Source organism: Brachybacterium sp. GCM10030252, from assembly GCF_042666535.1.
GTDB lineage: Bacteria > Actinomycetota > Actinomycetes > Actinomycetales > Dermabacteraceae > Brachybacterium.
In genome coordinates, this window is record NZ_JBHTDM010000010.1 from 56,976 (window position 1) to 83,631 (window position 26,656).

The window sequence follows — 26,656 nt, forward strand, 5'->3', positions numbered from 1 at the left end:
GTGGGAGGGGACGCGCCCCGGTCACCGACCGGCGGGGTCCTGAGTCCCGAACCACTCCGTCGCCCGGACCCGGCGCGCGATCTGCTCGAGCCGACGACTTCGGAGATGGACGCAGAGCACCGCGAGCAGGAGGGCCGCGACTCCGCCGCCCAGCGACCACAGAGCCGGCGGGATCAGCGCGCTCTCGTCTCCGCGCAGCAGCGTGATCAGCAGGATCGCGGCGCCCGCGCAGATCGCGATCACCCCTGCGGCGACCAGCAGCGCGGGCAGCAGCGCCCGCAGGATCGCGGGACCCGCGGAGTCGCGCTGGAGGGGTCGGGCCAGGGGCAGCCCGCGGCCCAGCTGGCCCGGGCGGGAGACCGCCCAGTCCAGCAGCGCCCGGTCCCGCAGCCGGGTCGCGACCCGGCCGACGATCGCGGCGGCGGTCAGGGCAGCGGCGGCCACCACGGCCAGCGGCCAGGAACCCAGCGGGATCGCGCCGACGCCGGTCTCGTCGGAGGTCACCCCGAGGACGATCAGTGCGACCACGCATCCCAGCGCGACCAGCACCAGCGCGGTCTCCAGCACGCGCCATCCTCTCTGCCGTGCCGCCTGCTCCGCCTCCGCGGCGGAGGAGACCTCGTCGCAGACCCGATCAGCCCCCTCCTCGAGCACCACCCGGCGCTCGTCGGCCAGGCGCACGGCGAAGTCGTCGACGCTCTCCAGCGCCCGCAGGGACACGGCGTAGGTGGCGCGCTGAGCAGAGGTCAGCCAGGCGGTCAGCACCAGAGCGTCCGCCAGGGCCCGCTCCTCGGGGATCTGACTCGAGTTCGCGAGCGCACGGATCCGTGCGGCCCGGCGCCCGCCGAAGAGACCGCCCCGGGCGGCAGGGGCGCCATGGGACTGATGCCTCGGCGGCGTCGATGGGTTCTCCATGGGTCTCATGCTCCCAGACCCCGCGCTGCGCGGCAGCGGGACCCGCTCGCGCCATACTGGAGCGATGACCGCCGCCACCGAGCCCGCCCGCACCGTCGCCGTCGTCGGAGCCGGCCCGCGGGGCACGGCGATCGTCGAGCGCCTGGTCGCCGCCTCGAGGCGCGCGGACTGGCAGGGACACCTCACGGTGCACCTGATCGACCCGCACGTCGGCCGCGGCGGGTCGGTGTGGCGCCACGACCAGCCGGACGTGCTGCTGATGAACACCACCACCTGCCAGACCACGATGTACCCCGACGAGTCGTGCCGCCCCCTCCTGCCGACCCTGCACACCGAGACGCTCGCCGATCATCTCGCCCGCGAGGGCCTCGGACCGGGCGACTTCGCCTCCCGCGCCGCCCACGGGCGCTACCTCGCCCGCGTCCTGGCCACCGCGGAGGCCGACGCCGACCGCGCCCGGCTGCGCATCGTCCAGCACGCCGCCGAGGCCGTCGACGTCACCGGTCCGGCCGACGGCGCCCAGCGGGTGCGACTGTCCGACGGGCGCGTGCTGCGCGCCGACGCGGTCGCGCTCGCCCTGGGCCACCTGCCCACTGCGCTCGGCCCCCGCTCCCAGCAGCTCGCCGACGCCGCCGAGCGCCACGGCCTGATCCACATCGGGCCCGCCAACCCGCTCGAGGTCGACTACTCCTCCCTGCTGGGCCGGGACGCGGTCGCCGTCCAGGGGATGGGCCTGAACTTCTACGACGCCATCGGCATGCTCACGGCTGTCGCCGGCGGCCGCTTCGAACCCGACGCCGAGGCGCCGTCGGGCCTGCGCTATGTTCCCGGTGGCGAGGAGCCCCGCCTGGTGGTCGGCTCCCGCTCCGGCATGGTCTACCGGCCCAAGCCGGACCTGCCGCCCGACTCCCTCGCGCCCTACGTCCCGCAGGTCCTCACCGGGGAGCGGGTGCTCGAGCTCGCGGTGCGCCCCGCCGGCGTCGACCACGAGCGCGACGTGATGCCGCTGATGCTGGCCGAGCTGCGCCGCGCCCTCGCCGAGGCAGGGTTCACCGATCTCGCGACCGACGAGGCGCTGCTGCACCTGCTGTTCCCCTTCGGCCGGCGCGGCGGCGAGAGCCACGAGCCCCACCGTCGCACCCGCGACGTGCTGCGCCAGGCCCTGTGCGCCGCCACGGAGCCGGATCCGGCGTGGGTGCTGATCTACCGCGTGCTGGTCGCCCTGCGCCTCCAGGTGGGCCGACTGACGGACCTCGGCGCGTACACGACGGAGTCCGTGCGCCGCGACATCGATGGGCACCTGCGCAACGCCTTCGCCTCCTGGGCGTCGGGTCCTCCGGTGCTGCGCGTGCGCCAGCTGCTCGCCCTGGAGGAGGCCGGCCTGGTGACGTTCACGGGCCCACGCATGCACCTGGACATCGACGAGGAGGCCGGCCGCTTCGCGGCGCGCGCTGCGGACGGGAGCACCATCCTGTGCGACGGCGTGCTGGAGGCGCATCTGCCGCCGGTGGATCTGCCGGCCTACCGCAGCGCCCTGCTCGGTGCCTGGCGGGAGCGCGGCGAGGTGCAGAAGGACTCCTGGGCCTCTCGCGGGACCCGGCGCCGCATGCTCACCGGCTCGATCGCCGTGGACGGCCTGTACGCGCCGATCGGGGTCGACGGCACCGTCTACGAGCGTCGCCTCATGGTCGGAGTGCCGGTGAGCACCGCCCAGCCCGGCTCGGCGATCAGCGCCGAGCCCGGCACCTCCGCCCAGCTGCTGCGCCACGCCGAGGCCGTGGCTCTGCGGCTGGCCCGCGCCGGGGGCGCACTCGCCGAGGAACGGGAGCGGGTCGAACGGTGAGGCAGGGGCAGAGGCAGGGGCAGGGCATGGCACGATGGCGCCCATGACCACCCACGGCGCCCCCGCACTCGACCCGTCGGCCGACATCGTCGACCTCACGGCGGCGATCGTCGACATCGAGTCCGTCTCCGGCGACGAGCGCGCGCTCGCCGATGCGATCGAGACCGCCCTGCGCAGGCGGGCACCGCATCTCGAGGTGATCCGGGACGGGGACACCGTCATCGCTCGCACCCATCGCGGGCTCGGCCGGCGCGTGCTGCTGGCCGGCCACCTCGACACCGTGCCCGTCGCCGCCAACCTGCCGTCGTCGCGCCGTACCCGCGCGGGTCGTGAGGAGCTCGTCGGCCGTGGCAGCTGCGACATGAAGGGCGGCGTCGCGGTCCTGTTCAAGCTGGCCGTGGAGGCCGACGCCGCGCCCGTCGACCTCACCTGGGTCTTCTACGACCACGAAGAGGTCGCGGCGGCGGACAACTCGCTGACCCGCATCGCCGCCGAACACCCCGAGTACCTCGAGGCGGACTTCGCGATCCTCGGCGAGCCGACCTCGGCCGGGGTCGAGGGGGGCTGCAAGGGCACCATGCGGCTCGAGGTCACCGCCCGGGGCGTGGCCGCGCACTCCGCGCGCGACTGGGTGGGCGAGAACGCCATCCACCACCTGGCGCCGGTGCTGGAGCGCCTGGCCGGGTACGAGGCCCGGCGGGCGGTGATCGACGGGCTGGAGTACCGCGAGTGCCTCAACGCGGTGGCGATCTCCGGCGGCATCGCCGGCAACGTCATCCCCGACCGGGCGAGCGCGACGATCAACTACCGCTTCGCCCCGGACACCACCGTCCGGCAGGCGGAGACGCACGTGCGCGAGGTCCTCGCCGGCCTCGACCTCGACATCGCAGTCACCGACGCGTCCCCCGGTGCGCTGCCGGGCCTGGACACCCCGCCGGCGCGGGAGTTCCTCGCAGCGCTGGGCGAGGACGTCCCGGTGGCCGCCAAGCAGGGATGGACGGATGTCGCCCGGTTCGCGGCCCTCGGCACGCCCGCCGTGAACTTCGGCCCCGGGGATCCGCTGCTGGCCCACGCCGACGACGAGCACGTGCCGGTCGCGGACCTGGAGGAATCCCTGCGCGGCCTGCGCCGGTTCCTCGCCCCGCCGTCGGCGCCCGGGGATACGCTCGCTCCATGACGTCCCAGGCTCCACAGAACCGCCACGACCACCGGAAGGGACCCGTCACGCTGCGCGGGAACCTGCGCCCCACCCGCACCACCGATCAACGGCTGCTGGAGGAGGACGGTCCCGGCGACTGGGTCCACTCCGACCCGTGGCGGGTGCTGCGCATCCAGTCGGAGTTCGTCGAGGGCTTCGGCGCTCTCGCCGAGCTCGGCCCGGCGGTCTCCATCTTCGGCTCCGCCCGCATCGCCGAGGACCATCCCCACTACGCGGTCGCCATGGAGATCGCGCGCGGCCTGGTGGACATGGGATATGCGGTCATCACCGGCGGCGGCCCCGGAATCATGGAGGCCGGTAATCGTGGAGCTCAGGAGGCGGGCGGCGTCTCCGTGGGCCTCGGTATCGAGCTCCCGCACGAGCAGGGCATGAACCCCTACGTGGATCTCGGGGTCGACTTCCGCTACTTCTTCGCCCGCAAGATGATGTTCGTGAAGTACTCCAGCGGATTCGTGGTGATGCCCGGCGGGTTCGGCACCTTCGACGAGCTGTTCGAAGCGCTGTGCCTGATGCAGACCCACAAGATCGCCATGTTCCCCGTGGTGCTGGTGGGCCGGGACTACTGGAGCGGACTGATCGACTGGCTCCGCAGCGCGGTGCTGGACTCGGGGGCGATCAACAGCCCCGACGTGGACCTCATGCGTGTCGTCGACACCGCCGACGAGGCCATCGCCGTGCTCCGGGAGGCGGCGCAGCGATGACCGCCGTCAGCCCCATCGTGCTGCTCCTGCTGCTGGCCGCAGCGGTAGTCGGAGTGGTCATGGTGCTCGTGGCGCTGGGGCGTCTGGGCGACGGGATCAGCGTGCCGGAGCGGCGTCGCAGAGCGCGTCGCTCGACCACGTCACAAGACCTGAGATAATGGCCACCGTACGCGCGCTGTCCGAGGCCCCGTCCGGGGGAGCCACTCGGGGACAGCGACACCATCAAGGAGGCACGCCATGGCTGCTATGAAGCCGCGCACCGGGGACGGTCCGCTCGAGGTCGTGGAGGAGGGGCGCAGCATCATCATGCGGGTCCCGCTCGAGGGGGGCGGGCGCCTCGTGGTCGAGATCGCGGCATCTGAGGCCGAAGAACTGCGAGACGCCCTCCAAGGCGTTATCAAGGTCTGACCGACGTGCTGCGAGCTTGCGAGCGGTAGGAGGTCAGGAGGGTGTGCAGAGTCTGACCGACGTGCTGCGAGCACGCCGCCCAGCAGCCCCGCACCGCCACGGTGCGGGGCTGCTGTCGTTCCCCGGGGGAGGAGAGAGCTCGTCGGATCCGTGACCCGGTGGGAATTCGAGGCCCGTGGCAACCGGGTCACGGATCCGGCGAGAGCGCGGAGGCGAAAGATGTGGGGGCGGGTCTCAGGAGCCGGCGGGGCGCAGCACGGCGGCCAGCACGCCGTCGCCGCTGCCGGTGAGCACCGGGACCAGGTCCTCCGATTCGGAGACGGCCTTGAGCACTGCCCGCACGGACTGCGTGGTCGAGTCCCGGGCCGCCGGATCGGCGACGCGATCGTGGTAGAGCGCGTGAGGGATCACGAGCACCCCGCCGGGACGCAGCAGCCGGCGGGCATGGGTGAGCAGGTCGAGGGCGTGCGGTGCCTGTGCCGGGAAGCTGACGAGGTCGTAGGCGTGGTCGGTGAGGCGTCCGATGACCTCGCGGGGGCTGCCGGCGATGGTGCGCACCCGCGGTGAGCGGATCTTCGCCTCTGCGAAGGACTCGCGGGCGGCGCGGTGGTTCTCGACCTCGGGATCGATCGTGGTGAGCACGCCGTCGGCATGCATGCCCGAGAGCAGGTAGAGGGAGCCGACGCCGCTGCCCGTGCCGATCTCGACGGCGGACTTGGCCTGCACGGCCGCGGCGAGGACCCGCATCAGCGCACCGGCGCCGGGCAGCACCGGGGTGGCCCCGAGCTCGTTGCCACGTTCCCTGGCCCGTGCCAGGACGCCGTCGTCGGCGTAGAGGGTCGCCTCGTCGACGAACTCCTCGCCATGGGCCCAGCTGGCCACCTTTCCCGACGACATCTATGCATCCTCTCCTTCGGTCCCGTCACGGTCGGCTAAGACTACGACAGCGGCTGAGAACTCCTCACCGACTGCGGTGCAATAATGGCACTGCATATCAGCGGACGACACGTACAGGTGGAGCATGGGCGGCCAGGGATTCTTGGGACTCGGCGGGTGGGAAGTCGTCATCCTGCTGATCGTGTTCCTGGTCATCGTGGGACCTCAGCGTCTGCCTGATCTCACCCGTCAGCTGGTCCGCTGGGTCCGTCAGGCCCGGCAGTGGGTCGACGACTCCCGCGCCACGGTCGAGGACGAGATGGGTATCGCCATCGAGGACCTGCGCAAGTACGACCCGCGTCAGTACGACCCGCGCCGCATCATCCGTGAGGCCTGGGGCGATACCGACCCCGAGGATCTCCTGCCCAGCAAGGAAGCGATGTCCGCCGTCGCGGGAGCGGGAGCGGCCGGTGCCGCGGCGAAGAAGGGCTCCTCGAAGGGCGGGAAGGCGAAGAAGGACAAGGGCCCCCAGCGCGCCCCCTTCGATCCCGAAGCCACCTGAGCCGACGCGGAACCCGCTGAGCCGACGCGGAACCCGCTGAGCCGACGCGGAACCCGCTGGGCAGACCCCGAACCTGCTGAGCCGACCCGGACGCCATCAGGCGGCTCGGGACACGGGCTCGCACAGGCCGGAGCCGCCGGGCCCAGCACGGGCCGGAAACGCGCCCGACAGCGTCGCTCAGGACCGCGAGACCGGTCGCTCAGGACCGCGAGACAGTCAGCGGCAGCTTCATCTTGTCCAGCCCCCGCGGTGTGTGCACGAGCGAGCGGGCCACGCCCGACAGCGCCATCGCGGTGGGGGAGTCCGGGGCCGAGACCACCATCGGGACACCGGTGTCGGCACCCTCGCGCAGCGCGGGGTCCAGACCGACCCGGCCGAGAACCGGCACGTCATGGCCGACGGCCTCGGCCAGGGTCGCCGCCACGCGGTCGCCGCCGCCGGAGCCGAACACGTCCATCACGGAGCCGTCCGGAAGCGTCAGCCCCGCCATGTTCTCGATCACCCCGGCGATCTCCTGGCCGGTCGAGGTGGCCAGCGAGCCGACGCGCTCAGCGACGCTGGAGGCGGACTGCTGCGGCGTGGTCACCACGAGCATCTGCGCCGAGGGCAGCAGCTGGGCCACGGAGATCGCGACGTCCCCGGTGCCGGGCGGCAGGTCCAGCAGCAGCACGTCGAGGTCGCCCCAGTACACGTCGGAGGCGAACTGCTCGATGGCGCGGTGCATCTTGGGCCCGCGCCACACCACGGCCTGCCCCTCCGGCACGAACATGCCGATGCTCATCACGGCCACGCCGTGGCCCTCGGGCGGCATCAGCAGGTCGGAGACCTTGGTCGGCTTGTCGGTGACGCCGAACATGCCGGGCATCGAGAATCCGTGGATGTCCGCGTCGATCACGCCGACGCGCAGTCCGTCGGCCGCCATCGCGGCGGCGAGGTTCGCGGTCACGGTGGACTTGCCGACGCCTCCCTTGCCGGAGGAGACCGCATAGATGCGGGTCAGGGAGCCGGGCTGGTTGAACGGGATCTGGCGCCGCCCCTGCCGCAGGCGTGCGGTCAGCTCGCGGCGCTGCTCCTCGTTCATGGCCCCGGTGGTGACCTCGACGCGGCTCAGGCCCGGCACGGTGGCGGTGGCCTCGGCGGTCTCCCGTTCGATCCGGTCACGCATGGGGCAGCCCTCGATGGTCAGCAGCACCTTGACGTGGGCGGTGCCCTCGGCGTCGACGGTGACGTCGTCGACCATGCCGAGGTCGGTGATCGGCTGACGGATCTCGGGGTCGATGACGCCGCTGAGCGCCTCGTGGATGAGGGCGGCGCGGTCGTCGGTGGCGGAGGTCTGCTCTGTGGTGGTCACGAGAGGTCGTTCTCCTTCGGGTGGTCGGGGGAGCGTTCGGCCAGCGCGGCGGCGACCTCCTCGCGGAGGATGGTCCGCAGAGCGCTGGTCTCGAGGGTCATGACGGGGGACTGCTCGGTTCCCGCGCCGGACGCAGTCGAGGCGTCGGCGGGGTCCCTGTGGGAACTGTCGGGCTTCGTGCGGTTCCCGCTCTCTGAGGGCGCCTCGGCGTCGTCCGTCTCGGAGCCGGTGCGCTCCTCGAGCCCTTCGAGGAGGTCCCGCAGCTCGCCGCGCACGAAGTCGCGGGTGGCGACCTCGTTCAGGGCCAGGCGCAGTGAGGCGATCTCGCGGGTGATGAAGTCCGTCGTGGCGTGGTTGATCTCGTTGGACTGGCGATCCTGCTCCGCCTGCACGCGGTCGCGGTCGTCCTGGCGGTTCTGGGCCAGCAGCAGCAGAGGAGCCGCATAGGAGGCCTGCAGGGACAGGATCAGGGTCAGCAGGGTGAAGTTCAGGGCACGCGGGTCGAACTGCGCCGATTCGGGGGCCAGCGAGTTCCACGTCAGCCAGACCGCACAGAACAGGGTCATCCCGACCAGGAAGGCCGGGGTGCCCATCATCCGGGCGAAGGCCTCCGCCGCGCGGCCGAATGCGTCGCCACGGAGGGGGTTGCGCAGCCACGTGCGGCGGCGGGGACCGGGGTCGTCGAGGGGAGCGGGGTTGTGCTCGGCCATTCTCACTCCTCCTCGGCGTCATCACGGGCGGTCGCCCGGGCGATCTCGGACAGGTCGATCTGTCCGGTGGTGGGCACGGGTTCGTCCTGCTCGCGCCAGTCATCGGGCAGGACGTGATCGAGCACGTCGTCGACCGTGACCGTGCCGAGCAGGTGGCCGTCGTCGTCGATCACGGGGATGGAGACGAGGTTGTAGGTCGCCATCTCACGGGTGACCTCGGACAGCGGCGCGGTGGGGCCGACGGCGACGCGGTCGGCATCGAGGATCTCGCCGACGGGCCGGTCGGGCCGCTCCCGCAGCAGCTGCTGGAAATGGACGATCCCCAGCAGCCTGCCGGTCGGGGTCTCGAGCGGGGCGCGGCACACCAGCACGGTCGCGGCGAGCGCGGCGTGGAGATCCTCGCGGCTGATCATCGCCAGGCAGTGCGCCACCGGGGTCTCGGGGGCGACGATGATCGGCTCGGTGGTCATCATGCCGCCGGCGGTGTATTCGTCGTAGGCCAGCAGGCGGCGCACGTCCTCCGCCTCTTCGGGCTCCATCAGGCCCAGCAGCTGGGAGGCGACCTGCTCGGGCAGCTCCTGCAGCAGGTCCGCGGCGTCGTCGGGGTCCATGACGTCCAGCACGTCGGCGGCGCGGGTGGGATCCAGGCCGGTGACGACCTCGACCCGGACGTCCTCGGGCAGTTCCTCCAGCGCATCGGCCAGGCGTTCGTCGGCCAGCTCCCCGGCCAGCTCGATCCGTCGCTTGGCATCGAGCTCCTGGATGATCTCGGCCAGATCGGCGGGGTTGAGATCCTGGTAGGAGGCCGCCAGCAGGTGCGCCGACTGCTCCGCCTGGGTGCCGAACAGTCCGCTGACCTCGGTGATCTGGACGGTGAGCGTCTCCCCGCGCGAGACCAGGCGGCTCAGCGAGCTGCCGCGGCGACGGCGGCGCACGTGCAGCCGGGAGACCTCCCAGTCCTTGTGCCGGTTCTGGTCCAGGGCGATGTCCAGCACCGTCGCCTCGCCGGAGCCGTCGTTGAGCGTGACCGCGCGATCGAGCAGGTCACCGATCACCAGCAGCTCGCCGGCGCGCTTCTCGAAGCGGCGCACGTTCAGCACCCCGGTCGAGATCACCTGGCCCGGCGAGATGGAGGTGACGCGGGTGATGGGCAGGAACACGCGGCGCTTGGCCGCGACCTCGACCACGAACCCGACGGCCCGCGCCGAGCTGCGTGCCTGGGGCAGCACGACGACGTCCCGCACCTTCGCCACCACGTCCCCGATGGGATCGAAGACGGTGGTGCCGGCGAGCCGAGCCGCGTAGAAGCGCGCCAGCTGGGCGCTGCTCACTGCCCCGGACCTGCTCACGGCCGCCGGCCGCTGATCTCGGCGATCCACTTCTCGACGTCCTCGGCCCGACGGGGAGCCGCGGCCGAGAGGTTTTCGACGCCGTCGGCGGTGACCAGGACGTCGTCCTCGATGCGCACGCCGATGCCGCGCAGCTCCTCGGGGACCAGCAGGTCGTTCTCCTTGAAGTACAGACCGGGCTCGATCGTGAAGACCATCCCGGGCCGGAGCTCCGCGTCGAGGTACATCTCGCGACGGGCCTGCGCGCAGTCGTGGACGTCCATGCCCAGGTGATGGCTGGTGCCGTGGACCATCCAGCGCCGGTGCCACTGACCCTCGGGCGAGAGCGACTGCTCGGCGGTCCCCGGCAGCAGCCCCCATTGCTCGAGCCGGGCGGCGATGACCTCCATGGCAGTCGCGTGCAGCTGGCGGAAGCGCACGCCGGGCCGGGCGATCGCGAAGGCGGCGTCGGCCGCCTCCAGCACCGCGTCGTAGACCTTCCGCTGCGCCGGGGCGAACGTGCCGGAGACCGGCAGGGTGCGGGTGACGTCGGCGGTGTAGAGCGAATCGACCTCGACGCCGGCGTCCAGCAGCACCAGATCGTCCTCGTGCACGGTCCCGTCGTTGCGGATCCAGTGCAGGGTGCAGGCGTGGTCGCCGGCGGCGGCGATCGTGTCATAGCCGACGCCGTTCCCCTCGACGCGCGCGGTGCGGGCGAAGACGCCCTCGATCACGCGCTCGCCGCGGGCGTGGGCGACGGCCTGGGGCAGGTGGGCGATGACGTCCTCGAAGCCGCGGACGGTCGCGTCGACGGCCTTGCGCAGCTGGCGGACCTCGTACTCGTCCTTGACCAGACGCTGCTCACTGGTGGCTTCCTTCAGCTCGGCGTGCTGCGCGGCGGCGTCGTCCCCGCCGGGGAGCCCGTTCTGGGTACGGATCTCCTGGACCATCGATTCCACGGCGGCATCGACGCCCGGCATCACCGACAGCGACAGCTGCGCGCCGACGTCCTTGGCGAGGTGGTCGCGGAGATCATCGATGTGCCGCACCTCGATGCCGAGGCGCTGCGAGGCCTCCTCGAGCGTCGGCCGGCGACCCACCCACATCTCGCCGTAGCGCGAGTCGGCATAGAACTCGCTGCTGTCGAAGCCGGCGCGGGGCCGGAAGAAGTAGGTCGCCTGCGCGGTGCCCGGATCCTCCGCCGAGGGCTCGACGACGAGGACGCTGTCGGGCTCCTCGTCGGTGCCCAGGCCCGAGTAGTAGGCGAAGGCGGTGTCCGGGCGGAACTGGTAGTCGGTGTCGTTGGAGCGGACCTTGAGCACGCCGGCGGGCAGCACCATGCGGGTGGCGGGCAGACGTCGCACCAGCGCGTCGCGTCGCGCTGGTGTGAAATCCGCCGCCTCGCGGCGTTCGGCGTCGGGAACCGTCTCGTCCCATCCGGAGGCGATGAACTCGCGGAACGCCTCGTTGGTGGGGCGCTGCGAGCGGGCATCGCCGCGGGAGGCGAGACCGTTGCCGGTGGCGGGCGTGCTGGTGTCGGTGCTCTCGGTGCTCACCCCCCGATGGTCTCACGCGCCGGTCTACCCTGGAACTATGAGCGACAGGTCCGATCCCACCCGCGCGGAGCGCATCGACCTGCACGCCCATACCTCGTGGTCCGACGGCACGTGCGATGTCCACGGTCTGTTCCGGGGCGCCCGCGAGGAGGGGCTGGGCGCTCTCGCACTGACCGATCACGACACCGTGGCCGGCTGGGCGGAATTGCCCGGCGCGGTCAGCGCGAGCGGGGTGGCGGCCGTGCCCGGCGTCGAGGTCTCCTCCGAGCACGAACGCCTCAGCGTGCACATCCTGGCGCTGCTGGTGGACCCCTCTCCGGACACGGAGCTCGCGATGGAGATGGCCAGTGCGCGCTCCTCCCGCTCCCAGCGCGCTCGCCGGATGGTCGAGCTGGTCGCGGCCGACTATCCGATCACGTGGCAGGACGTGCAGGCGCAGGTGGCCGGTGAGCGCACCGTGATCGGGCGCCCCCACATCGCCGACGCCCTGGTCGCCCAGGGCAGCATCCCGGACCGCTCCGCCGCGTTCCGCGAGATCCTCAGCCCCTCCGGGCCGTACTACGTGCCGTACTACGCGCCCTCGCCGACGGTCGCGGTGCGCGCGATCCGCGACGCCGGGGGAGTGGCCGTGGTCGCTCACCCGGGCTCCGTCGCCCGCGACGGGGACCTTCCGCTGGAGCTGCTGGAGTCCATGGTCGAGGCGGGCCTGGCCGGCGTGGAGGTCGATCACCGCGAGCACGACGAGGCCGAGCGCGCCCGGCTGCGTGACTTCGCGCGCCGCCACGATCTGCTGATCACCGGTGGCAGCGACTACCATGGCGCCGGCAAACCCAACCGGCTCGGGGAGAACCTCACGCAGCCGTCCGTCCTAGCGGCGATCACCGAGCGCGCCACGAGCACCACCGAGGTCATCCGCCCGTGAACCTGGTCGATCCGAGCTTCCTGACCGGGGTCTTCGTCACCCTTTTCGTCATCATCGACCCGCCGGGCACGGTGCCCATCTTCCTGTCGCTGACCAGCACCATGACCGCGAAGCAGCGGCACCGGGCGGCGCTGGTGGCCGTCGGTGTGGCGATGCTGATCATCTCGGTGTTCGCCCTGTTCGGGCGGTTCATCCTCGACTACATGAGCATCTCGCTGCCGGCGCTGCAGTTCTCCGGCGGGCTCCTGCTGCTGATCGTCGCGCTGCAGCTGCTGACCGGGAAGATGGGGGAGATGGCCGCGAGCGAGGGCGTGAACGTGGCCCTCGTGCCGCTGGGCACGCCGCTGCTCGGCGGCCCCGGGGCGATCGTCGCGGTGATGCTCTTCGTCCAGCAGACCGAGGGCGAGGTCGCTCGGATCAGCTCGCTCGCCATCGCCATGGTGCTGCTGGCCGTGGCGATCTACCTCGCGATGCGGTTCGCGGGCGTCATCGCCCGGATCCTCGGCGAGGGCGGGGTCACGCTGGTCACCCGCATCTCCGGCGTGCTGCTGGCCGCGATCAGCACGCAGATGATCTTCGACGCGATCCACGCCTTCCTCGCCGCCTGGGGCGTCGTCCCGGCCTGACGTGCGGAGCCGCTCTGCGGATCTGCCCTGCGGATCTGCCCTATCGGGGCGTTCCTCGTCAGGACCTTCCCCGTGAGAGCACGAATGCCCGCGACCCGGATATCACTCGGGTCGCGGGCATTCTCGATGCTCAGCTCTCGGCGCGCTCAGCCCTCGGCGGGGGCGGAGGAGCCGCCGCCGTTGCCACCACTGCCGCCGCTGCGGCCGCGGCCGCCACGGGAGCGGCGACGGCGGGGACGTTCGCTGGACCCCGCGGCGTCGGAGCCCTCGCGGGGTCCAGCCGGGCCCGAGCTGCTCTCGGCGACGACCTCGCCGTTGACCCGGCGGGTGCGCGAGCGCGACCGGTTGCGGCGCGAGCGGTCGCCGGAGCCTTCCGTCTTCCCGTCCTCGCTCGAGGACTGCTCGCGGCGCTCACCGCCGCGTCCTGAGCCGCTGCGACCGCCGCTGTCACGGCCACCACGGCCGCCGCTGTCACGACCGCCGCGGCCTCCGCCGCGTCCGCTGTCCCGCGGCCCGCGGGAGCCGGAGTCCGGGCCGCCGAGATCCTCGATCGCCTCGGCGTCCAGGCCGTCGCGGGTGCGCTTGTCACGGGGCAGCGAGCCCTTGGCATCGGAGGGGATATCGAGCTCGGCGTAGAGGTGCTCCGAGGTGGAATACGTCTCCACGGCCTCCGTCGACTCCAGGCCGAGCTGGCGGGCGATCAGCGCCCACCGGGCCAGATCCTCCCAGTCCACGAAGGTCACCGCGGTGCCCTTCTTGCCCGCGCGGCCGGTGCGGCCGGTGCGGTGGAGGTAGGTCTTGTCGTCGTCGGGGCAGTTCCAGTTCACGACGTGGGTGACATCGGTGACGTCGATGCCGCGGGCGGCGACGTCGGTCGCGACCAGCACGTCGATCTTGCCGTGACGGAAGGCGCGCAGGGCCTGCTCGCGGGCACCCTGGCCCAGGTCGCCGTGCAGCGGGGCGGCGGCGAAGCCGCGGTCGGCGAGATCGCCGGCCACCCGGTCCGCCTGGCGCTTGGTGCGCATGAAGATGATCGTCAGCCCACGCTCGCGGGCCTGCAGGATGCGCGCCATCACCTCGATCTTGTCGAGCTGGTGGGCGCGGTAGACGACCTGCTTGATGTCGGCCTTGGTGCGCGCCTCGTCGCCGGGATCCTGCGCACGGATGTGCGTCGGCTGGCTCATGAAGCGGCGGGCGAGAGCCATGATCGGCCCGGGCATCGTCGCGGAGAACAGCATGGTCTGGCGTGTGGTCGGCACCGCCTGCAGCAGCTTCTCGATGTCCTCGAGGAAGCCGAGGTCCAGCATCTCGTCGGCCTCGTCCAGCACCGCGGTGCGCACCTGGGACAGGTCCAGGTACTTCTGACGCAGCAGGTCCAGGAGGCGGCCGGGGGTCCCGACGACCACCTCGACGCCGCGCTCGAGGGCCTCGATCTGCGGCTCGTAGGCGCGACCGCCGTACACGGTCAGGATGCGCACCGGACGCTTCGCCGAGGCCGCCTCGAGGTCCGCGGCGACCTGCACCGCGAGCTCACGGGTGGGCAGCACGACGAGGGCCTGCGGCTTCCCGACGGGGCGCCCGTCGGGGTTGTCCTCACCGGGTGCGACCGCTGCCTGCAGCAGGGGGATGCCGAAGCCGAGCGTCTTACCGGTGCCCGTCTTGGCCTGGCCGATGATGTCGCGGCCGCGCAGGGCGACCGGCAGAGTCATCGACTGGATCGGGAACGGAGTGACGATGCCCTTGGCGGCGAGGGCATCGATGATGTCGGAGCGGACGTCGAAGTCCGCGAAGGTCTGTTCGGGCGCGCTGGTCCGACCGGTCTGGTCGGTCGTCTGGTCAGCAGCGTTGCCGGAGCTCTGCTCGACGGCGGGGGAGGCCGACACGGCCTCATCGGTGTGCGGGATGGTTTCAGGCACCGTTCAACTCTCTAAGTCATGGATGTGCACTGCCATGGTAGCCCCCATGCCCGCGGGGCGCCGGGGGAGTGCCCCGATTCAGCCGGCGCCGCCGTCGCTGGAGGCAGGCAGCGGGCTGCTGGGATCCGTGGGAGTGACGCGTTCCTCGTCCGGCAGCCCTTCGCCCGGCTCGACCTCCTGCTCGGAGGGGACGGGCGCCTCCGGCGTCCGGTCCTCCTCGGGAATCCGTAGCTCAGGCTGCTCGGCGGGCATCTGGGAGCGCTGGATCGACACCGAGACCAGGCCCATCCCGCCCATCACGATGTCGTCGTAGGCGACCAGATCCCCGGTCTCCTTGTCGAAATAGAGCATCCGGGCCGTGAGATCGAGAGGGTCGTCACCCTGCAGCACCGGGGCGATCCCGCCGGAGGCGAGCGCCCCGCCGGTGGAGCCGACCGTCAGCCAGTTCGTGCCCGAGCTCTCGACGTCCAGCTCGACGTTCGAGGTGTGCATGTGGCCGGACAGCACCAGCGGCACCCGGCCGAGCAGGCCCTCCGGCTGGGTGGGGTCATGGATCAGGGCGAGATCGACCGGGTCCTCGGGGTGCTCCCGGTCGTAGTCGGTGATGGTCTCGCCGAGCTGGAACCCGCTGGCCGCGACGGCTTCCTTCCCCTCACGCCATCCGCCGGCGTCCGAGTCGTCGTCGGCCGCGAAGCGGGGATCGCCGATTCCGGCGATCTGCAGCCCGGCCACCTCGGTGACCTCGTTCTCTAGCACGGTCGCATTGGGCTGGTCGGCGATCACGGCGGCGGTGCTCGCCCCGTCGTGGTTGCCGGCGATGTAGACGTAGGGCACATCCAGGTCGCCGATCGAGCTGAGCAGCTCGTTCTCCAGCGACGTCCCCCAGGAGATGATGTCGCCGGTGTCGATGACCAGATCGATCGCGAACTGGGATTCCAGCTGCTCGATGACGTCGTACGCCTGGGGATTGTCGTGGATGTCCGAGACGTGCAGCACGGTCATGACGTTCTCGGCGTCCATCCCCACGGGCAGGGAGTCCGCCGCGATGTAGAGAGCGGAGACCTGCCCCACGAACTCGGCGAGCGTGTCGCGGTAGTTCTCGTAGTCCACGACCTTGCCCTGGCCGATGTCGGCGACGTAGCTGGCCTGGGACAGCAGTCCCTCGAACTTCGGCTGGTACAGCGACTCGGGCCTGAACGTCACCGACGTGGCGGCCACCGAGACCCCGACCACGGCGACCACTCCGCCGGCGGCGATCAGCGAGCGTCGTACCCGGCGGAACGTGAGGCCGACGGCCAGGCCGGCCCCTGCGGCCCCGCAGAGCGCGTTCAGGGCCGCATTCGTGGCGGCGGCGGCAGTGAGCGCCTCGGGTGCCGTCCGGGTCAGGTCGCTCAGGCCCTGGTCGGAGTAGAACAGCGCCTCGGCCTTGTCGATGTCCACGCCCTGCACGCGGGCCTCGATGCTGACCGGGGCGACGTGCGTGTCGAAGGCGATCTCGCCGACCGGGGGCAGCAGCAGGACGGTCTCGGAGGCGAACGAGGGACGCAGGTGGACCGTCGCGGTCAGCGGGCCGACGTCGACCCGGGTCGCGGGGGTCAGCAGGATGCCGACGACCGCCCCCAGGGCGGCGACCAGCACCGTGGTGCTCAGATGCAGGAGACGGATGCTGCGCCGTCTGCGCCGGCGACGCCCGGCCGCGGAGTCCTCCGGGGGCGCGTCCGCAGCGGTGGCCGACGAGTCCTCGTGCGCGGCCGCGGCATCCGGATCCGTCGAGGACTCGCCCGGCGAGTCCTCGTGGGCGGCGGCCACGGTGGGTCAGCCGAGGAAGCCGACGCGGCGGGGCTCCTCCGTGGAGAGCTCCGCGAAAGCGAGCTTCGCACCGGGGATCAGCACCGTGCGGCCCTTGTCGTCGACCAGCGTGACGGGGGTGCCGTCGGTGACGGCGGCGTTGAGGCGCTCGAGGACCTCGTCGGCCTTCTCCCCGGACTCGACGACGATCTCGCGGGGGGAGTGCTGGATGCCGATGCGGATCTCCATGTCGAAATCCTTCCCTCCGCCTCGGGGGCGGATGTCCGATGCTGTGCGCCGGAAGTCTACCGCTCGGAACCGGGGCGTGCGCTCCCGTCCCCCGCCAGCACGGGCCCGGCGACCTGCGGGTGCTCCAGCGGCTCGAATCCGGTGAGTCCGTGCACCATCGCCGCGGTCATCGTCTCGAGAACCTCCTCCCGCTCGGCCTCGTCGGCGGCGGCATGGAGCAGCAGGGCGGTGGTCTGGGCGATGGCGATGAACCCCCGGCCCACCACCCGTGCCTGGACCGTGCTCAAGCGGCGTGCAGCGGTCAGCACCCCGGCGAGCTCGATCGCCATCTCGTCCAGCACCAGGTCCACGCGCTCCTGGACCCGTGGGGAGATCGACTCGTGGCCGGTGAACAGGCGCAGGGCGTTCTCCAGGGACACGAACTGGTAGAAGCGCCCGAGACCGTGACGCACCCGGGCCGCCGTGCCGCCCGCGTGGTCCCCGATCGCCCGGACCTCGTCCAGCATCCGCCCGGCGAGGATGTCGATGACCTCGACGTACAGCGTCTCCTTCGAGTCGAAGTGCTGATAGAGGACCGGTTTGGTCACGCCCGCCGCGGCGGCGATGTCGTCCATCGACGTCGCCTGGAAGCCCTTCTCGGTGAAGACACGGGTGGCGAGCTCGAGCAGCTGGGAGCGCCGCTGCGCGCGAGGCATCCGGACCGTGGGCGCCTTGGACGGCGAAGACATGGCGTCGACCTCCGGAGGGTGTGGCTGATCCGCGGTGATCCGTGACACTCTACCGTCCCGGCGGGCACGGTCGGCCCCCGACAGGTGTCGGCCCGGTGCGGTCCAATAGGGCCATGGCGAGGCGAGCAGGAGCGACCACGGGCGAGGGCATCCGTCTGCTCGGGCCGGATCTCGGGTCGCTGCCGCCGCTGCGTGACCGTGAGGAGCTCGACGGGGATCAGCGCCGGGCACTGGACGCGTTCACCGCGGGCGATGACGTGATCGTCCACGGCGGACCGGCCAGCGGGCGCAGTGCTCTCGCCCTGGCTGCCGCGGCCGCACGCGGGGACGGCGCGCTGCTGCTCGCCCCGCGCCGCCTCGCCGCCGGCCATCTGCGCGACGCTCTCGGCGCCGGCGGCGCCGGCGAGGTGCGAGCCATGACCCCGCCGGCCCTGGCCCACGCGATCCTGCGCTCCGACGCGCTCGAGCGGGGGCTGGGGGAGCCGACCCTGGTCACGGGCGCAGAGCAGGACGCCCTGCTGGCCGAGCTGATCGCGGACCGGGAATCCTGGTATCTGGACGCCGATCCGGGGGCGCGCGCTCTGCCGGGCTTCCGCACCGAGCTGAGAGACCTGATCACGCGAGCGACCGAGCTGGGCCTGGCCCCGTCGGACCTCGAGGAGCTGGGCCGCCGACGGGACCGCCCGGCCTGGCGGGACGCCGCGGCGATCCTGCGCGACTATCTCGGGGTCCTCGATCTCGAGTCCTCGGCCGCCCTGGACGCGGGGCCGCGGCTCGACGCCGGCGGCCTGGTCCGGCGCGCTGCCCGCCTGCTGGAGGACCCGCGGACGCCCGCGCCCTTCCGGGCCGTCGTGATCGATGACGCGCAGGATCTGACCACGGCCGGGATCTCCCTGGTCGCGGCCCTGGCGGGGGCGGGGGCGCCGGTGCTGGTGTGCAGCTGCCCGGACGCGGCGGTGGACACGTTCCGGGGCGCCCTGCCCGATGCTGCCGACCGCATACGCGGGCTCCTCCGCCGCCCGGTGACCGAGGTCACCCTGCGCCGGTCCCACGGGGCGTCGGAGCGGATCGTCACGGGAGTCGACGCACTGCGCGGCCGGCTCCCGCTGGCCGGTGCCCCGGCGGCCTCCCGTCGCCCGCGGCCCGATGCCGTGTCCCTCGCTCGCGCTCCCGAGGCGCCCGCAGGCCCGTCCTCCGACGCTCGGTCCGCAGGCACCGCAGGCACCGCAGGCACCACGGGGATCGCGGTGCTGCGGGCGAGCGACCCGCTGGACGAGGCTCGACTGATCGGCTCCGCCCTGCGCGATCTCCACCACCGCGAGCAGATCCCCTACGACGACATGGCCGTCGTGTGCCGTTCCGGGGCCGCCGTCGCCGACGTCGCGGATCTGCTCTCGCGCACCGGCCTGCCGGTGCGCACGCCGCGCCGCCCCCAGCCGCTGCGCGACGTCCCGGCCATCGCCGACCTGCTCACGATCCTCGAGACCGGGCTCGCCCCGGAGGGGACCGTGCCGGATCCCCTCGTGGCCGATCGCCTGCTGCGCGGTCCCTTCGGCGACGCCGACACGCTGCGTCTGCGCCGTATCCGCCGGCTGCTGCTGGCTGCGCACCGCGCCGCCGGGACCGGGCAGGAGGTGGCCAGCGAGCAGCTGCTGGCCCGCGCCCTCACCGAGGACGAGGTCCCGGGCCTGCCCGCCCCGGATGCCCGGGACCGGGCCGCCGCCCCGGTCCACCGCGTGCGGGCGATGATCCGCGCCGTCCGCGAGCACCGCGACGCCGACGCCGAGCAGGTGATCTGGCACGCCTGGGATGCCTCCGGGCTGGCCGCAGGCTGGCGCCGCGCCGCCCTCGGCGCCCCCGGCGACGTCGACGGTGCCCGCTCCCGCCTGGCCGGATCCCGGCTCGACGCCCTGCTGGAGCTGTTCGCCGCCGCGGAGCGTCTGACCGATCGCCGTCCCGGCGCCGGCGCACTCGATCTCGTCGAGCAGATCCGCTCCCAGGCCGTGGTCGAGGACACCCTCGCCCCGGCCGCCGCCCCGCGGGGACGGCTGAGCGTGCTCACACCCGCCCAGCTCGCCGGTGAGCACCGGGACACGGTCGTCCTCGCCCGCGTCCAGGAAGGAGCCTGGCCGGACCTGCGCCTGCGCTCGACCCTGTTCGGTGCTGCGGAGCTCTCGCTGCTGGCCGGTGCCGGCGCCGATGCGGGGACGGAGGCCGGTGCCGGGATCCCCACCGGCCTCGAGGACCCCGAATCGCTGCGCGCCATCCAGCGCTCCCAGGTGGTCGCCGACGAACTGCGTCTTGCCGTCAGCGCCGTCGCCCGTGCCCGCACCCGAGTGCTGGTCACTGCGGTCGAGGACGATCAGCTGGCCCCGTCGGCGCTGGTCGAAGCCGTCGAGACGCTGCCCGGTGAGCCCTGGACGCAGCTGGACACCCTGCGGCAGGACCCCGGCCCCGCGCCCGATGCCCGCCGGCTCGTCGCCGCCCTGCGCCGCCGTCTGCACGAGGACGACCCGCAGCGGGCGCGGGATGCCGCGATCGCACTGGCGGCCCTCGGCCGCGCCGGCGCCCCTGGCACGGACCCGGCGCGCTGGTACCACCAGGAGCCCAGCACCACCGAGCCCCTGCACGATCCCGGCGCCCCCATCGCCCTGTCGCCCTCGGCGCTCGAGCGCGCCGTCGACTGCCCCCAGTCCTGGCTCATGGAGCGCTCCGGCGGCACCCGCGCCGGTGGGCCCGCACAGCTGATCGGGACCGCACTGCACCATCTGGCCCAGGTCCATCCCCGCGGCCCCGAGAACGGCACCGAGGACCTCCTGCGCGAGCTGCACGCGCTGCTGCGCTCGGTGCCCGGCACCGAGACCTGGTCCGGGCGCCGCCGCATCCGCCACGCCGAGGACGCCGCCCGGCTGCTCGCCGAGCACCTGCGCAGCGCCCCCGCCCCGCTGGCCGTCGAGGCCCCCTTCGAGGTGGAGCTGGGCAGGGTGCGGCTGCGCGGCAGCATCGATCGCATCGAGGGCGACGCGACCGGACTGCGGGTCGTCGATCTCAAGACCGGCAGGAATCCCAAATCCGCCGCCGCGGCCGAGAGCGACCTGCAGCTGGCCGCGTACCAGGCAGCCGTGCGCGAGGGCGCCCTGGCCGAGCAGCTCGGCGAGGACGCCCCCGAACGGCTGGGCGGGGCCCAGCTGGTCTACGTCGGCACCGGAGGGAAGAAGGCCGCGGTGCGCACCCAGAACGCGCTGCCGCGGGCCGAGGATCCCGCGTGGTTCGACGACCTGGTGGAGACGGTCGCGACGGAGGTGTCCGGTTCGCAGGTCACCGCCCGGCTGAACGCCCACTGCGCCCACTGCGCCGTGCGCAGCAGCTGCCCCCTGCAGCCGGAAGGACAGCAGCTATGAGCTCGTCCGCCTCCCGCCCGACCCGGGCTCCGGGGCACGGCCCGTCGGACCCCTCGACCCGGTCAGCCCTGCCAGCCGCGGCAGCCCCGCCGGCGCTGTCGGCGCAGCGGCTGGCCGACCTGCTCGGCCAGCCCACACCGACCGCCGAGCAGACCGCCGTCATCGAGGCTCCGCTCGCCCCGATGCTGGTCGTCGCCGGGGCCGGCTCCGGCAAGACGGAGACGATGGCCTCCCGGGTCGTGTGGCTGATCGCCAACGGCATCGTCGAGCCCCGCCAGGTTCTCGGCCTCACCTTCACCCGCAAGGCCGCCCACGAGCTCTCCGCCCGAATCTCGGCGCGCCTGGGCACCCTGGCCACCGCGATGCGCGAGGAGGGGCTGACGCTGCCGGCCGGGCTCGAGCGCGGCCACGACGACCTGGTGGGCCAGCGCCCCACCGTCGGCACCTACAACGGGTTCGCCCTCGACCTGGTGCGCGAGCATGCCCTGGCCGTCGGCATCGACCCCGAGCTGACCATGATGTCCACCTCGGCCTCGTGGCAGCTGGCCCACTCCATCGTCGAGTCCTGGGACGACAGCCTGGACCTCGAGGCGTCCCCGGCGACCCTGACCGCGGCGCTGCTGTCGCTGACCTCCTCGCTCGCCGACCACCTGGTGAGCCCCGAGCAGCTGCAGGAGCACCTCAGCACGATCCGCGACCACCTCTCCGGGATCCCGCTGCAGGTCGAGGGACGTCGCCGCACCACACCCAAGGCCGTCGCCTCGGTCCTGTCCGCGCTCGAGTCCCGGCTCGCCCTGATCCCGCTGCTCGAACGCTTCGCCCGGGTCCGCGCCGAGTCCGCCGCCCTCGACTTCGCCGACCAGGTCTCCCTCGCCGCCCGGGTGGCGCGCGAGGTTCCCGCCGCGGGCCGGCTCGCCCGGCGCATGCACCGGGTGGTGCTGCTGGACGAGTTCCAGGACACCTCGGTCGCCCAGCTGCAGATGCTCACCGACCTCTTCGGGCCGGGGCACGCCGCCTGCGCCGTCGGCGATCCCCAGCAGGCGATCTACGGGTGGCGCGGCGCCTCGGCCGCGTCCCTGGCCGGCTTCGCCGAGGCCTTCGCCACGGACGAGCAGCCCGTCCTGCAGCGCACCCTGTCCACCTCCTGGCGCAACGACGAGGCCGTCCTGGCCGTGGCCAATACGCTGGCCGCCCCCCTGCGCAGCGGAGCCGCCGGGCTGAGGATCCCCGAGCTGGCGGCCCGGCCCGGGGCGGGGGAGGGCGGCGCCGAGATCAGCGAGGCCTCCGACGAGCGCGCCGAGGCCCGGGCCATCGCCGACTGGGTCCTCGCCCGTCGCGCCGAGGCCGAGGACGACCAGGCCTCGGCCGCCGTGCTGGTCCGTGCCCGCCGCCAGATCCCCGCCCTGGTCGAAGGACTCGAGGAGAAGGGACTCCCGGTCCGGGTGGTCGGGCTCGGCGGCCTGCTGCATCGCCCCGAGGTGGCCGACGTGCGCGCCGTGCTGCAATGCGCGCACGACCCTGGCCGCGGTGATGCCCTGATGCGGCTGCTGTCCGGCCCTCGGTTCCGGGTGGGGGCCCGGGACCTCGCCGTGCTGGGTCGATGGCGGGACCGGCTGGCCTCTCGCCTGCGCCGGGATGCCGATACCCCGGGCGGGGAGGACGAGGCCGAGTCCGTCTCCCTCATCGACGCGGTCGACGACCTCCCGCCGGCGGACTGGAGCGATCCCTCGGGGCGCTCCCTGACAGCCACGGGCAGGGCCCGGCTCGAGCAGGTCCAGCAGCTGCTGCGCGAGATGCGCCGGCTGCTGCCCCTGCCCCTGCCGGACCTGGTCACCGCCGCCGTGCGCGTGCTCGAGGTGGATCTGGCGCTGCAGGAGCGCGACCCCGCCTCGGGCGCCCTCGCCGACCTCGAAGCCCTGCGGGATCACGCCGCCGCCTTCGACCGCACCGCTCCCCGAGGCGGCCTCGGCGCCTACCTCGACCTGCTGGAGATCAGCGAGGACGAGGAGGCCGGGCTCGCCGTGAACGCCGCCCCCGAGCATGCCCAGGCCGCTGCGTCCGAGGGCGATGACGGGGCGGAGCCCGTCGAGATCGTGACCATGCACTCCGCGAAAGGACTGGAATGGGACCTGGTCGCCGTGGCCGGGCTCACCGAGGGCAGCGTGCCCTCCTACGACCTGCGACGCGCGAAGGTCGACGAGGCCGGCCGAGTGCGGGTCCCCGCCAACGGGTGGCTGGACAAGCTCGCCTCCGCGTCCGTGCCCACCGCGCTGCGCGGGGACGCGGACACCCTGCCCGAACTGGCCTGGGCGGAGGCCGACACGCAGGTCGATGCCGAGTCCCTGATCGAGGAGTACCGGTTCGCGCAGGGCGAGGAGTCCCTGCGCGAGGACCGGCGGCTGATGTACGTCGCGGTCACCCGTGCCCGCCGCAGGCTGCTGCTGACCTCGGCGGCCTGGCGCGCCGGGCTGGCCACCGCCCGGCCCCGCTCGCGCTACCTGATCGAGGTCGCGAATCTGGTTCCGCCGCAGCTGCGCACCGTGCAGGAGGTCCCCGAGCACAACCCGATGGAGACCGAACGGCCGCAGGCCCAGTGGCCGCCCGCTCCCGGTGAGGCGGAGCTGGCCCGTCGGCGCGCCGCAGAGCTGCTCGAGGCGGCGACCGGCACAGGCGATGAGGAGGCCGGCTCCGCCACGCAGGCTCCCGCAGGGACCGGCGTCTCGCCCAGCGCAGGCACCGCCGGTCCCGGGCCGGATCTCGCCGCGCTGGCCGACCCGCACCTCGCGGAGATCGTGCGCCGGGCCGTCGCGGATCTCGAGCAGCAGGCCGCGCCCCCGGTCGTCCACTCCCCGCCGCGATTGTCGGCCTCGCAGGTGGTCCACCAGGCGCGGGACCCCCACGGCGCCGCGATCGACCTGCTGCGGCCGCTGCCCCGGCGGCCCTCGGCCGCTGCGGCCCGCGGCACCGCGTTCCACGCCTGGCTGGAGTCCCGCTACGACAGCGCGACCCTGCTGGACTACGAGGACCTGGCGGATCTGGCCGACGTCGGGGACGTCGCCGAGAGCTCGGACGTCCCGGGCCCGAGCGGCTCCGACGATGCCCCGGACGGGCGATCCGGGTCCCGGGCCGAGGAGCTCGCCCTGCGAGAAGCCTTCGCCGCCTCCGAATGGGCAGGCCGCACCCCGCTCGCCGTCGAGCAGCCGGTGACCACCAGGGTCGGGGAGATCACCGTGCGCGGCGTGATCGATGCGGTCTTCCCCGATCCCGATGACGCCCGGGGCGTGATCATCGTGGACTGGAAGACCGGACGGCTGCCACGACCGGCTCAGCTGCGCGAGCGCTCCCTGCAGCTGTCCGTGTACCGCATCGCCTGGCACGAGCGAACCGGGATCCCGTTGGGGCGTATCCGCACGGCCTTCCACTTCGTGGCCGACGGTGTCACGCACGAGGTGCGTCGCCATCCCTCGCGCGCCCGGATCGCCCAGATGCTCACCGGCGACTGACCGCGCTCGCCGGCGGGCGAGCCCGTCCACCAGCCGCGGACTGCGCGGGCGGCACCCGGTGAGGAGTCGCTCAGGCCTCGTCCTGGCGGGGGTTCATCTCCTCATAGGCCCGCTCGGCCTCGTCCCGCGCGATCTGCGCCAGATCGGCATCGAGGTCGGCGATCATGCCGCGGGCGTCGGCCACGATCGTCTCGTCGCCGGTCTCCAGGCCGTGCGCCAGCCATTCGGCGACGGCGAACTCGCCGAGCGCCTGAGCGCGCTCCATCAGCCGCGGATGCGTCGAGGTCGGCAGCTCCTCGCGGTACGCGGAGTACAGGTCGTCGAAGCGGTCCGGGTCCAGCGAGGAGATCAGCCAGGCCAGATCGGTGGCGGCATCGGCCACTTTGGAGGAGGACCAGTCGCGCACCGCGCTGACCCGGTCACCGGTCAGGAACAGGCTCTCCTCGGAGAGGTCGCCATGGATGAACTGCGGGGAGAAGTCCCACAGCTCGGTGTCCTCCAGCAGCGCCTCCCAGCGCTGGGCGACGGCTGCCGGCAGATGCCCGCCCTCCTTGGCCGTGCGCACCCGGGTGACGTGCTCGGCGTGGAGGACCTCCGGCGTGAAGGACTCCACCCCCGCCGCCTCGGCGGCGTAGCGCGGGACCGTGTGGATGCGAGCGAGGATCCGGCCCAGCGACCGCGCGAGCTCTGCGGACCGGTGCAGATCCTCGAGCATCAGCGGGCGCCCGACGGGAGCTTCGGTGACGGCCGCCCGGCCACCTTCGGAGAGCTTCACGAAACCGAGCACCGGCGGGATCACACCGCGCAGCGAGGTCCCCGAGAGCGCGTCGGTGACCTTCAGGTCGCGCTCGAGACGGATCCCCGCCGACGTCGAGGCGGGGGAGAGGACCATGACGCGCCGGTCGTCGTCGCCGACCACCCCGGCGACGTCCAGATCCTCAGCCGGGGTCGCGATCGCCGTGGTCCGCGCCGGGACCAGGCCGGGGACCGCCGCCGCGGCGAGAGCAGCCAAGGAATAGGAGTTGCGATGCACCCTTCCACCGTACCCGGCCCACCCCTGGACGCCGCGTAGGCTCGAGGGTATGGCGAAGCTCCGCGGCCCCTCTCTGCACACCCCCTTGACCCTGCTCGCGACGGACCGGGAGGCGGCCAGTCGGATCGACCCGGCGATGGTGGCTCCCGGCGAGGACGCCCGCTACCTCGTCACCCGCGGCGGCGCCGCGGCCGTGCACGAGCAGGAGGACGGCACCCTGGCCATCGCGCTGGAGACCGAGGACCCCCGCGGCGGTGCCCGCCAGCCGCTCGTGCTGCTGGGCCGTCGAGACGGCATGCGGGTCCTCGCCGTCGAGATCCCCGAGCCCAGCCCCGAGCTCGACGACCCCGGCCGTGATCTGCGTGACCTGCGGCGCGTCGCGGAGCAGCTCGAGGCGGAGGACGCCGGCCTCGCCCTGACCGCCGTCGCCATGGGCGCCTGGCACCGCTCCATGCGGCACTGCCCGCTGTGCGGCGAGCTGCTCGAGGCCGAGACCGGCGGCTGGGTGCTGCGCTGTCGCGAGGACGGCACCGAGCACTTCCCGCGCACCGACGCCGCGGTGATCATGGCCGTGCGGGACAGCGCCGACAGGCTGCTGCTGGCGCGCAACGTGAACTTCCGCGGCCGGTTCCACTCGGTGCTGGCCGGTTTCGTCGAACCGGGGGAGAGCCTCGAGGATGCGGTGGCGCGCGAGGTGGCCGAGGAGGTCGGCGTCAGGGTCGAGGAGGTCGAGTACGTCGGCAGCCAGCCGTGGCCGTTCCCGCGGTCGCTGATGCTGGGATTCCGGGCCTGGGTGCCCGGCTCGGTCGAGCTCACCCTGCAGGAGGACGAGATCGCCGAGGCCCGCTGGTTCACGCGTCAGGAGCTGGCCGCCGCGCTCGAGGCCGGCGAGGTCGAGCTTCCCGGTCAGGCCTCCCTGGGCCGAGCCCTGATCGACGACTGGTACGGGGCCCCGGCCGAGGTGTGAGGCACCACCGTCCACACCGGGCCGCGATCCGTCGGCTCCCGCTGGCAGGATGAG

The 26,656-nt window shown here is 73.1% G+C and carries 22 protein-coding genes; 11 read left to right on the forward strand and 11 right to left on the reverse strand.

The window, feature by feature from the left end; all coding sequences use genetic code 11:
* Nucleotides 1-21: 21 nt before the first annotated feature.
* A complete protein-coding gene (locus ACFQRJ_RS10695) occupies nt 22-915 on the reverse strand; it encodes a hypothetical protein (RefSeq protein WP_377019054.1) in 894 nt (297 codons plus the stop codon).
* A gap of 64 nt (nt 916-979) precedes the next feature.
* Here ACFQRJ_RS10695 and ACFQRJ_RS10700 point away from each other — a divergent pair, with 64 nt between their 5' ends.
* The 5 genes from ACFQRJ_RS10700 (at nt 980) to ACFQRJ_RS10720 (ending at nt 5,086) form a co-directional block, all read left to right on the forward strand.
* Complete coding sequence (locus tag ACFQRJ_RS10700; protein WP_377019055.1) at nt 980-2,758, forward strand: FAD/NAD(P)-binding protein; 1,779 nt, start codon at nt 980-982, stop codon at nt 2,756-2,758.
* A gap of 43 nt (nt 2,759-2,801) precedes the next feature.
* Nucleotides 2,802-3,935, forward strand: a complete 1,134-nt coding sequence (gene dapE, locus ACFQRJ_RS10705; protein ID WP_377019056.1) for a succinyl-diaminopimelate desuccinylase — start codon at nt 2,802-2,804, stop codon at nt 3,933-3,935.
* Complete coding sequence (locus ACFQRJ_RS10710; RefSeq protein WP_377019057.1) at nt 3,932-4,678, forward strand: TIGR00730 family Rossman fold protein; 747 nt, start codon at nt 3,932-3,934, stop codon at nt 4,676-4,678. The genes dapE and ACFQRJ_RS10710 overlap by 4 nt, the downstream gene beginning before the upstream one ends.
* Entirely contained in the window at nt 4,675-4,836 is a 162-nt protein-coding gene (locus ACFQRJ_RS10715; RefSeq protein ID WP_377019058.1) for a hypothetical protein, read from the forward strand. Before ACFQRJ_RS10710 ends, ACFQRJ_RS10715 begins: the two co-directional genes overlap by 4 nt.
* A gap of 79 nt (nt 4,837-4,915) precedes the next feature.
* Nucleotides 4,916-5,086, forward strand: coding sequence for a DUF3117 domain-containing protein (locus ACFQRJ_RS10720; RefSeq protein WP_377019059.1), 171 nt, complete (start codon nt 4,916-4,918; stop codon nt 5,084-5,086).
* Nucleotides 5,087-5,320: 234 nt separating this feature from the next.
* Here ACFQRJ_RS10720 and ACFQRJ_RS10725 read toward each other — a convergent pair whose 3' ends face one another.
* A complete protein-coding gene (locus tag ACFQRJ_RS10725) occupies nt 5,321-5,983 on the reverse strand; it encodes an O-methyltransferase (protein WP_377019061.1) in 663 nt (220 codons plus the stop codon).
* A gap of 124 nt (nt 5,984-6,107) precedes the next feature.
* Between ACFQRJ_RS10725 and ACFQRJ_RS10730 the strand changes: the two genes are divergently transcribed.
* On the forward strand, nt 6,108-6,524 hold the full coding sequence (locus tag ACFQRJ_RS10730; protein WP_377019062.1) for a twin-arginine translocase TatA/TatE family subunit: 417 nt from the start codon (nt 6,108-6,110) through the stop codon (nt 6,522-6,524).
* A 199-nt stretch (nt 6,525-6,723) separates the two neighbouring features.
* Here the strand turns inward: ACFQRJ_RS10730 and ACFQRJ_RS10735 are convergent, their stop codons facing one another.
* Genes ACFQRJ_RS10735 through ACFQRJ_RS10750 form a run of 4 tightly spaced genes read right to left on the reverse strand, consistent with a single transcriptional unit; the run spans nt 6,724 to nt 11,469 of the window.
* Nucleotides 6,724-7,875: a P-loop NTPase gene (locus ACFQRJ_RS10735; protein ID WP_377019063.1), complete on the reverse strand. Its 1,152-nt coding sequence runs from the start codon at nt 7,873-7,875 to the stop codon at nt 6,724-6,726.
* Nucleotides 7,872-8,585, reverse strand: coding sequence for a DUF1003 domain-containing protein (locus tag ACFQRJ_RS10740; protein WP_377019064.1), 714 nt, complete (start codon nt 8,583-8,585; stop codon nt 7,872-7,874). Before ACFQRJ_RS10740 ends, ACFQRJ_RS10735 begins: the two co-directional genes overlap by 4 nt.
* Before the next feature lie 2 nt (nt 8,586-8,587).
* The gene (locus ACFQRJ_RS10745; protein WP_377019065.1) at nt 8,588-9,916 is read right to left on the reverse strand and encodes a magnesium transporter MgtE N-terminal domain-containing protein; all 1,329 of its coding nucleotides are present in this window, start codon (nt 9,914-9,916) and stop codon (nt 8,588-8,590) included.
* Between the two features lie 14 nt (nt 9,917-9,930).
* Entirely contained in the window at nt 9,931-11,469 is a 1,539-nt protein-coding gene (locus ACFQRJ_RS10750; RefSeq protein WP_377019066.1) for an aminopeptidase P family protein, read from the reverse strand.
* A gap of 37 nt (nt 11,470-11,506) precedes the next feature.
* Between ACFQRJ_RS10750 and ACFQRJ_RS10755 the strand changes: the two genes are divergently transcribed.
* Complete coding sequence (locus ACFQRJ_RS10755; protein ID WP_377019067.1) at nt 11,507-12,391, forward strand: PHP domain-containing protein; 885 nt, start codon at nt 11,507-11,509, stop codon at nt 12,389-12,391.
* Nucleotides 12,388-13,017, forward strand: a complete 630-nt coding sequence (locus ACFQRJ_RS10760; protein WP_377019069.1) for a MarC family protein — start codon at nt 12,388-12,390, stop codon at nt 13,015-13,017. Before ACFQRJ_RS10755 ends, ACFQRJ_RS10760 begins: the two co-directional genes overlap by 4 nt.
* A gap of 146 nt (nt 13,018-13,163) precedes the next feature.
* Here ACFQRJ_RS10760 and ACFQRJ_RS10765 read toward each other — a convergent pair whose 3' ends face one another.
* From ACFQRJ_RS10765 to ACFQRJ_RS10780, 4 genes are all read right to left on the reverse strand, one after another.
* Complete coding sequence (locus ACFQRJ_RS10765) at nt 13,164-14,933, reverse strand: DEAD/DEAH box helicase (RefSeq protein WP_377019071.1); 1,770 nt, start codon at nt 14,931-14,933, stop codon at nt 13,164-13,166.
* Between the two features lie 78 nt (nt 14,934-15,011).
* Nucleotides 15,012-16,742, reverse strand: coding sequence for a metallophosphoesterase (locus ACFQRJ_RS10770; protein ID WP_377019072.1), 1,731 nt, complete (start codon nt 16,740-16,742; stop codon nt 15,012-15,014).
* A 6-nt stretch (nt 16,743-16,748) separates the two neighbouring features.
* On the reverse strand, nt 16,749-16,970 hold the full coding sequence (locus ACFQRJ_RS10775) for a DUF3107 domain-containing protein (RefSeq protein ID WP_377019073.1): 222 nt from the start codon (nt 16,968-16,970) through the stop codon (nt 16,749-16,751).
* Nucleotides 16,971-17,026: 56 nt separating this feature from the next.
* The gene (locus ACFQRJ_RS10780) at nt 17,027-17,698 is read right to left on the reverse strand and encodes a TetR/AcrR family transcriptional regulator (protein ID WP_377019074.1); all 672 of its coding nucleotides are present in this window, start codon (nt 17,696-17,698) and stop codon (nt 17,027-17,029) included.
* Nucleotides 17,699-17,811: 113 nt separating this feature from the next.
* Between ACFQRJ_RS10780 and ACFQRJ_RS10785 the strand changes: the two genes are divergently transcribed.
* Both ACFQRJ_RS10785 and ACFQRJ_RS10790 read left to right on the forward strand, forming a co-directional pair.
* Nucleotides 17,812-21,099: a PD-(D/E)XK nuclease family protein gene (locus ACFQRJ_RS10785; protein ID WP_377019076.1), complete on the forward strand. Its 3,288-nt coding sequence runs from the start codon at nt 17,812-17,814 to the stop codon at nt 21,097-21,099.
* A complete protein-coding gene (locus ACFQRJ_RS10790) occupies nt 21,096-24,602 on the forward strand; it encodes an ATP-dependent helicase (protein ID WP_377019077.1) in 3,507 nt (1,168 codons plus the stop codon). Before ACFQRJ_RS10785 ends, ACFQRJ_RS10790 begins: the two co-directional genes overlap by 4 nt.
* Before the next feature lie 70 nt (nt 24,603-24,672).
* On the opposite strand, the gene ACFQRJ_RS10795 is transcribed toward ACFQRJ_RS10790, so the two are convergent.
* A complete protein-coding gene (locus tag ACFQRJ_RS10795) occupies nt 24,673-25,635 on the reverse strand; it encodes a phosphotransferase (RefSeq protein WP_377019078.1) in 963 nt (320 codons plus the stop codon).
* A gap of 49 nt (nt 25,636-25,684) precedes the next feature.
* Here ACFQRJ_RS10795 and nudC point away from each other — a divergent pair, with 49 nt between their 5' ends.
* Nucleotides 25,685-26,602: an NAD(+) diphosphatase gene (gene nudC, locus ACFQRJ_RS10800; RefSeq protein ID WP_377019080.1), complete on the forward strand. Its 918-nt coding sequence runs from the start codon at nt 25,685-25,687 to the stop codon at nt 26,600-26,602.
* Nucleotides 26,603-26,656: the final 54 nt, after the last annotated feature.

Bases quoted from the DNA above. Each gene is read 5' to 3' on its own strand.
- ACFQRJ_RS10695 (WP_377019054.1), bottom strand. From the start codon at position 915: ATGGAGAACCCATCGACGCCGCCGAGGCATCAGTCCCATGGCGCCCCT.
- ACFQRJ_RS10700 (WP_377019055.1), top strand. From the start codon at position 980: ATGACCGCCGCCACCGAGCCCGCCCGCACCGTCGCCGTCGTCGGAGCC.
- dapE (WP_377019056.1), top strand. From the start codon at position 2,802: ATGACCACCCACGGCGCCCCCGCACTCGACCCGTCGGCCGACATCGTC.
- ACFQRJ_RS10710 (WP_377019057.1), top strand. From the start codon at position 3,932: ATGACGTCCCAGGCTCCACAGAACCGCCACGACCACCGGAAGGGACCC.
- ACFQRJ_RS10715 (WP_377019058.1), top strand. From the start codon at position 4,675: ATGACCGCCGTCAGCCCCATCGTGCTGCTCCTGCTGCTGGCCGCAGCG.
- ACFQRJ_RS10720 (WP_377019059.1), top strand. From the start codon at position 4,916: ATGGCTGCTATGAAGCCGCGCACCGGGGACGGTCCGCTCGAGGTCGTG.
- ACFQRJ_RS10725 (WP_377019061.1), bottom strand. From the start codon at position 5,983: ATGTCGTCGGGAAAGGTGGCCAGCTGGGCCCATGGCGAGGAGTTCGTC.
- ACFQRJ_RS10730 (WP_377019062.1), top strand. From the start codon at position 6,108: ATGGGCGGCCAGGGATTCTTGGGACTCGGCGGGTGGGAAGTCGTCATC.
- ACFQRJ_RS10740 (WP_377019064.1), bottom strand. From the start codon at position 8,585: ATGGCCGAGCACAACCCCGCTCCCCTCGACGACCCCGGTCCCCGCCGC.
- ACFQRJ_RS10755 (WP_377019067.1), top strand. From the start codon at position 11,507: ATGAGCGACAGGTCCGATCCCACCCGCGCGGAGCGCATCGACCTGCAC.
- ACFQRJ_RS10775 (WP_377019073.1), bottom strand. From the start codon at position 16,970: ATGGAGATCCGCATCGGCATCCAGCACTCCCCCCGCGAGATCGTCGTC.
- ACFQRJ_RS10780 (WP_377019074.1), bottom strand. From the start codon at position 17,698: ATGTCTTCGCCGTCCAAGGCGCCCACGGTCCGGATGCCTCGCGCGCAG.
- ACFQRJ_RS10785 (WP_377019076.1), top strand. From the start codon at position 17,812: ATGGCGAGGCGAGCAGGAGCGACCACGGGCGAGGGCATCCGTCTGCTC.
- ACFQRJ_RS10790 (WP_377019077.1), top strand. From the start codon at position 21,096: ATGAGCTCGTCCGCCTCCCGCCCGACCCGGGCTCCGGGGCACGGCCCG.
- nudC (WP_377019080.1), top strand. From the start codon at position 25,685: ATGGCGAAGCTCCGCGGCCCCTCTCTGCACACCCCCTTGACCCTGCTC.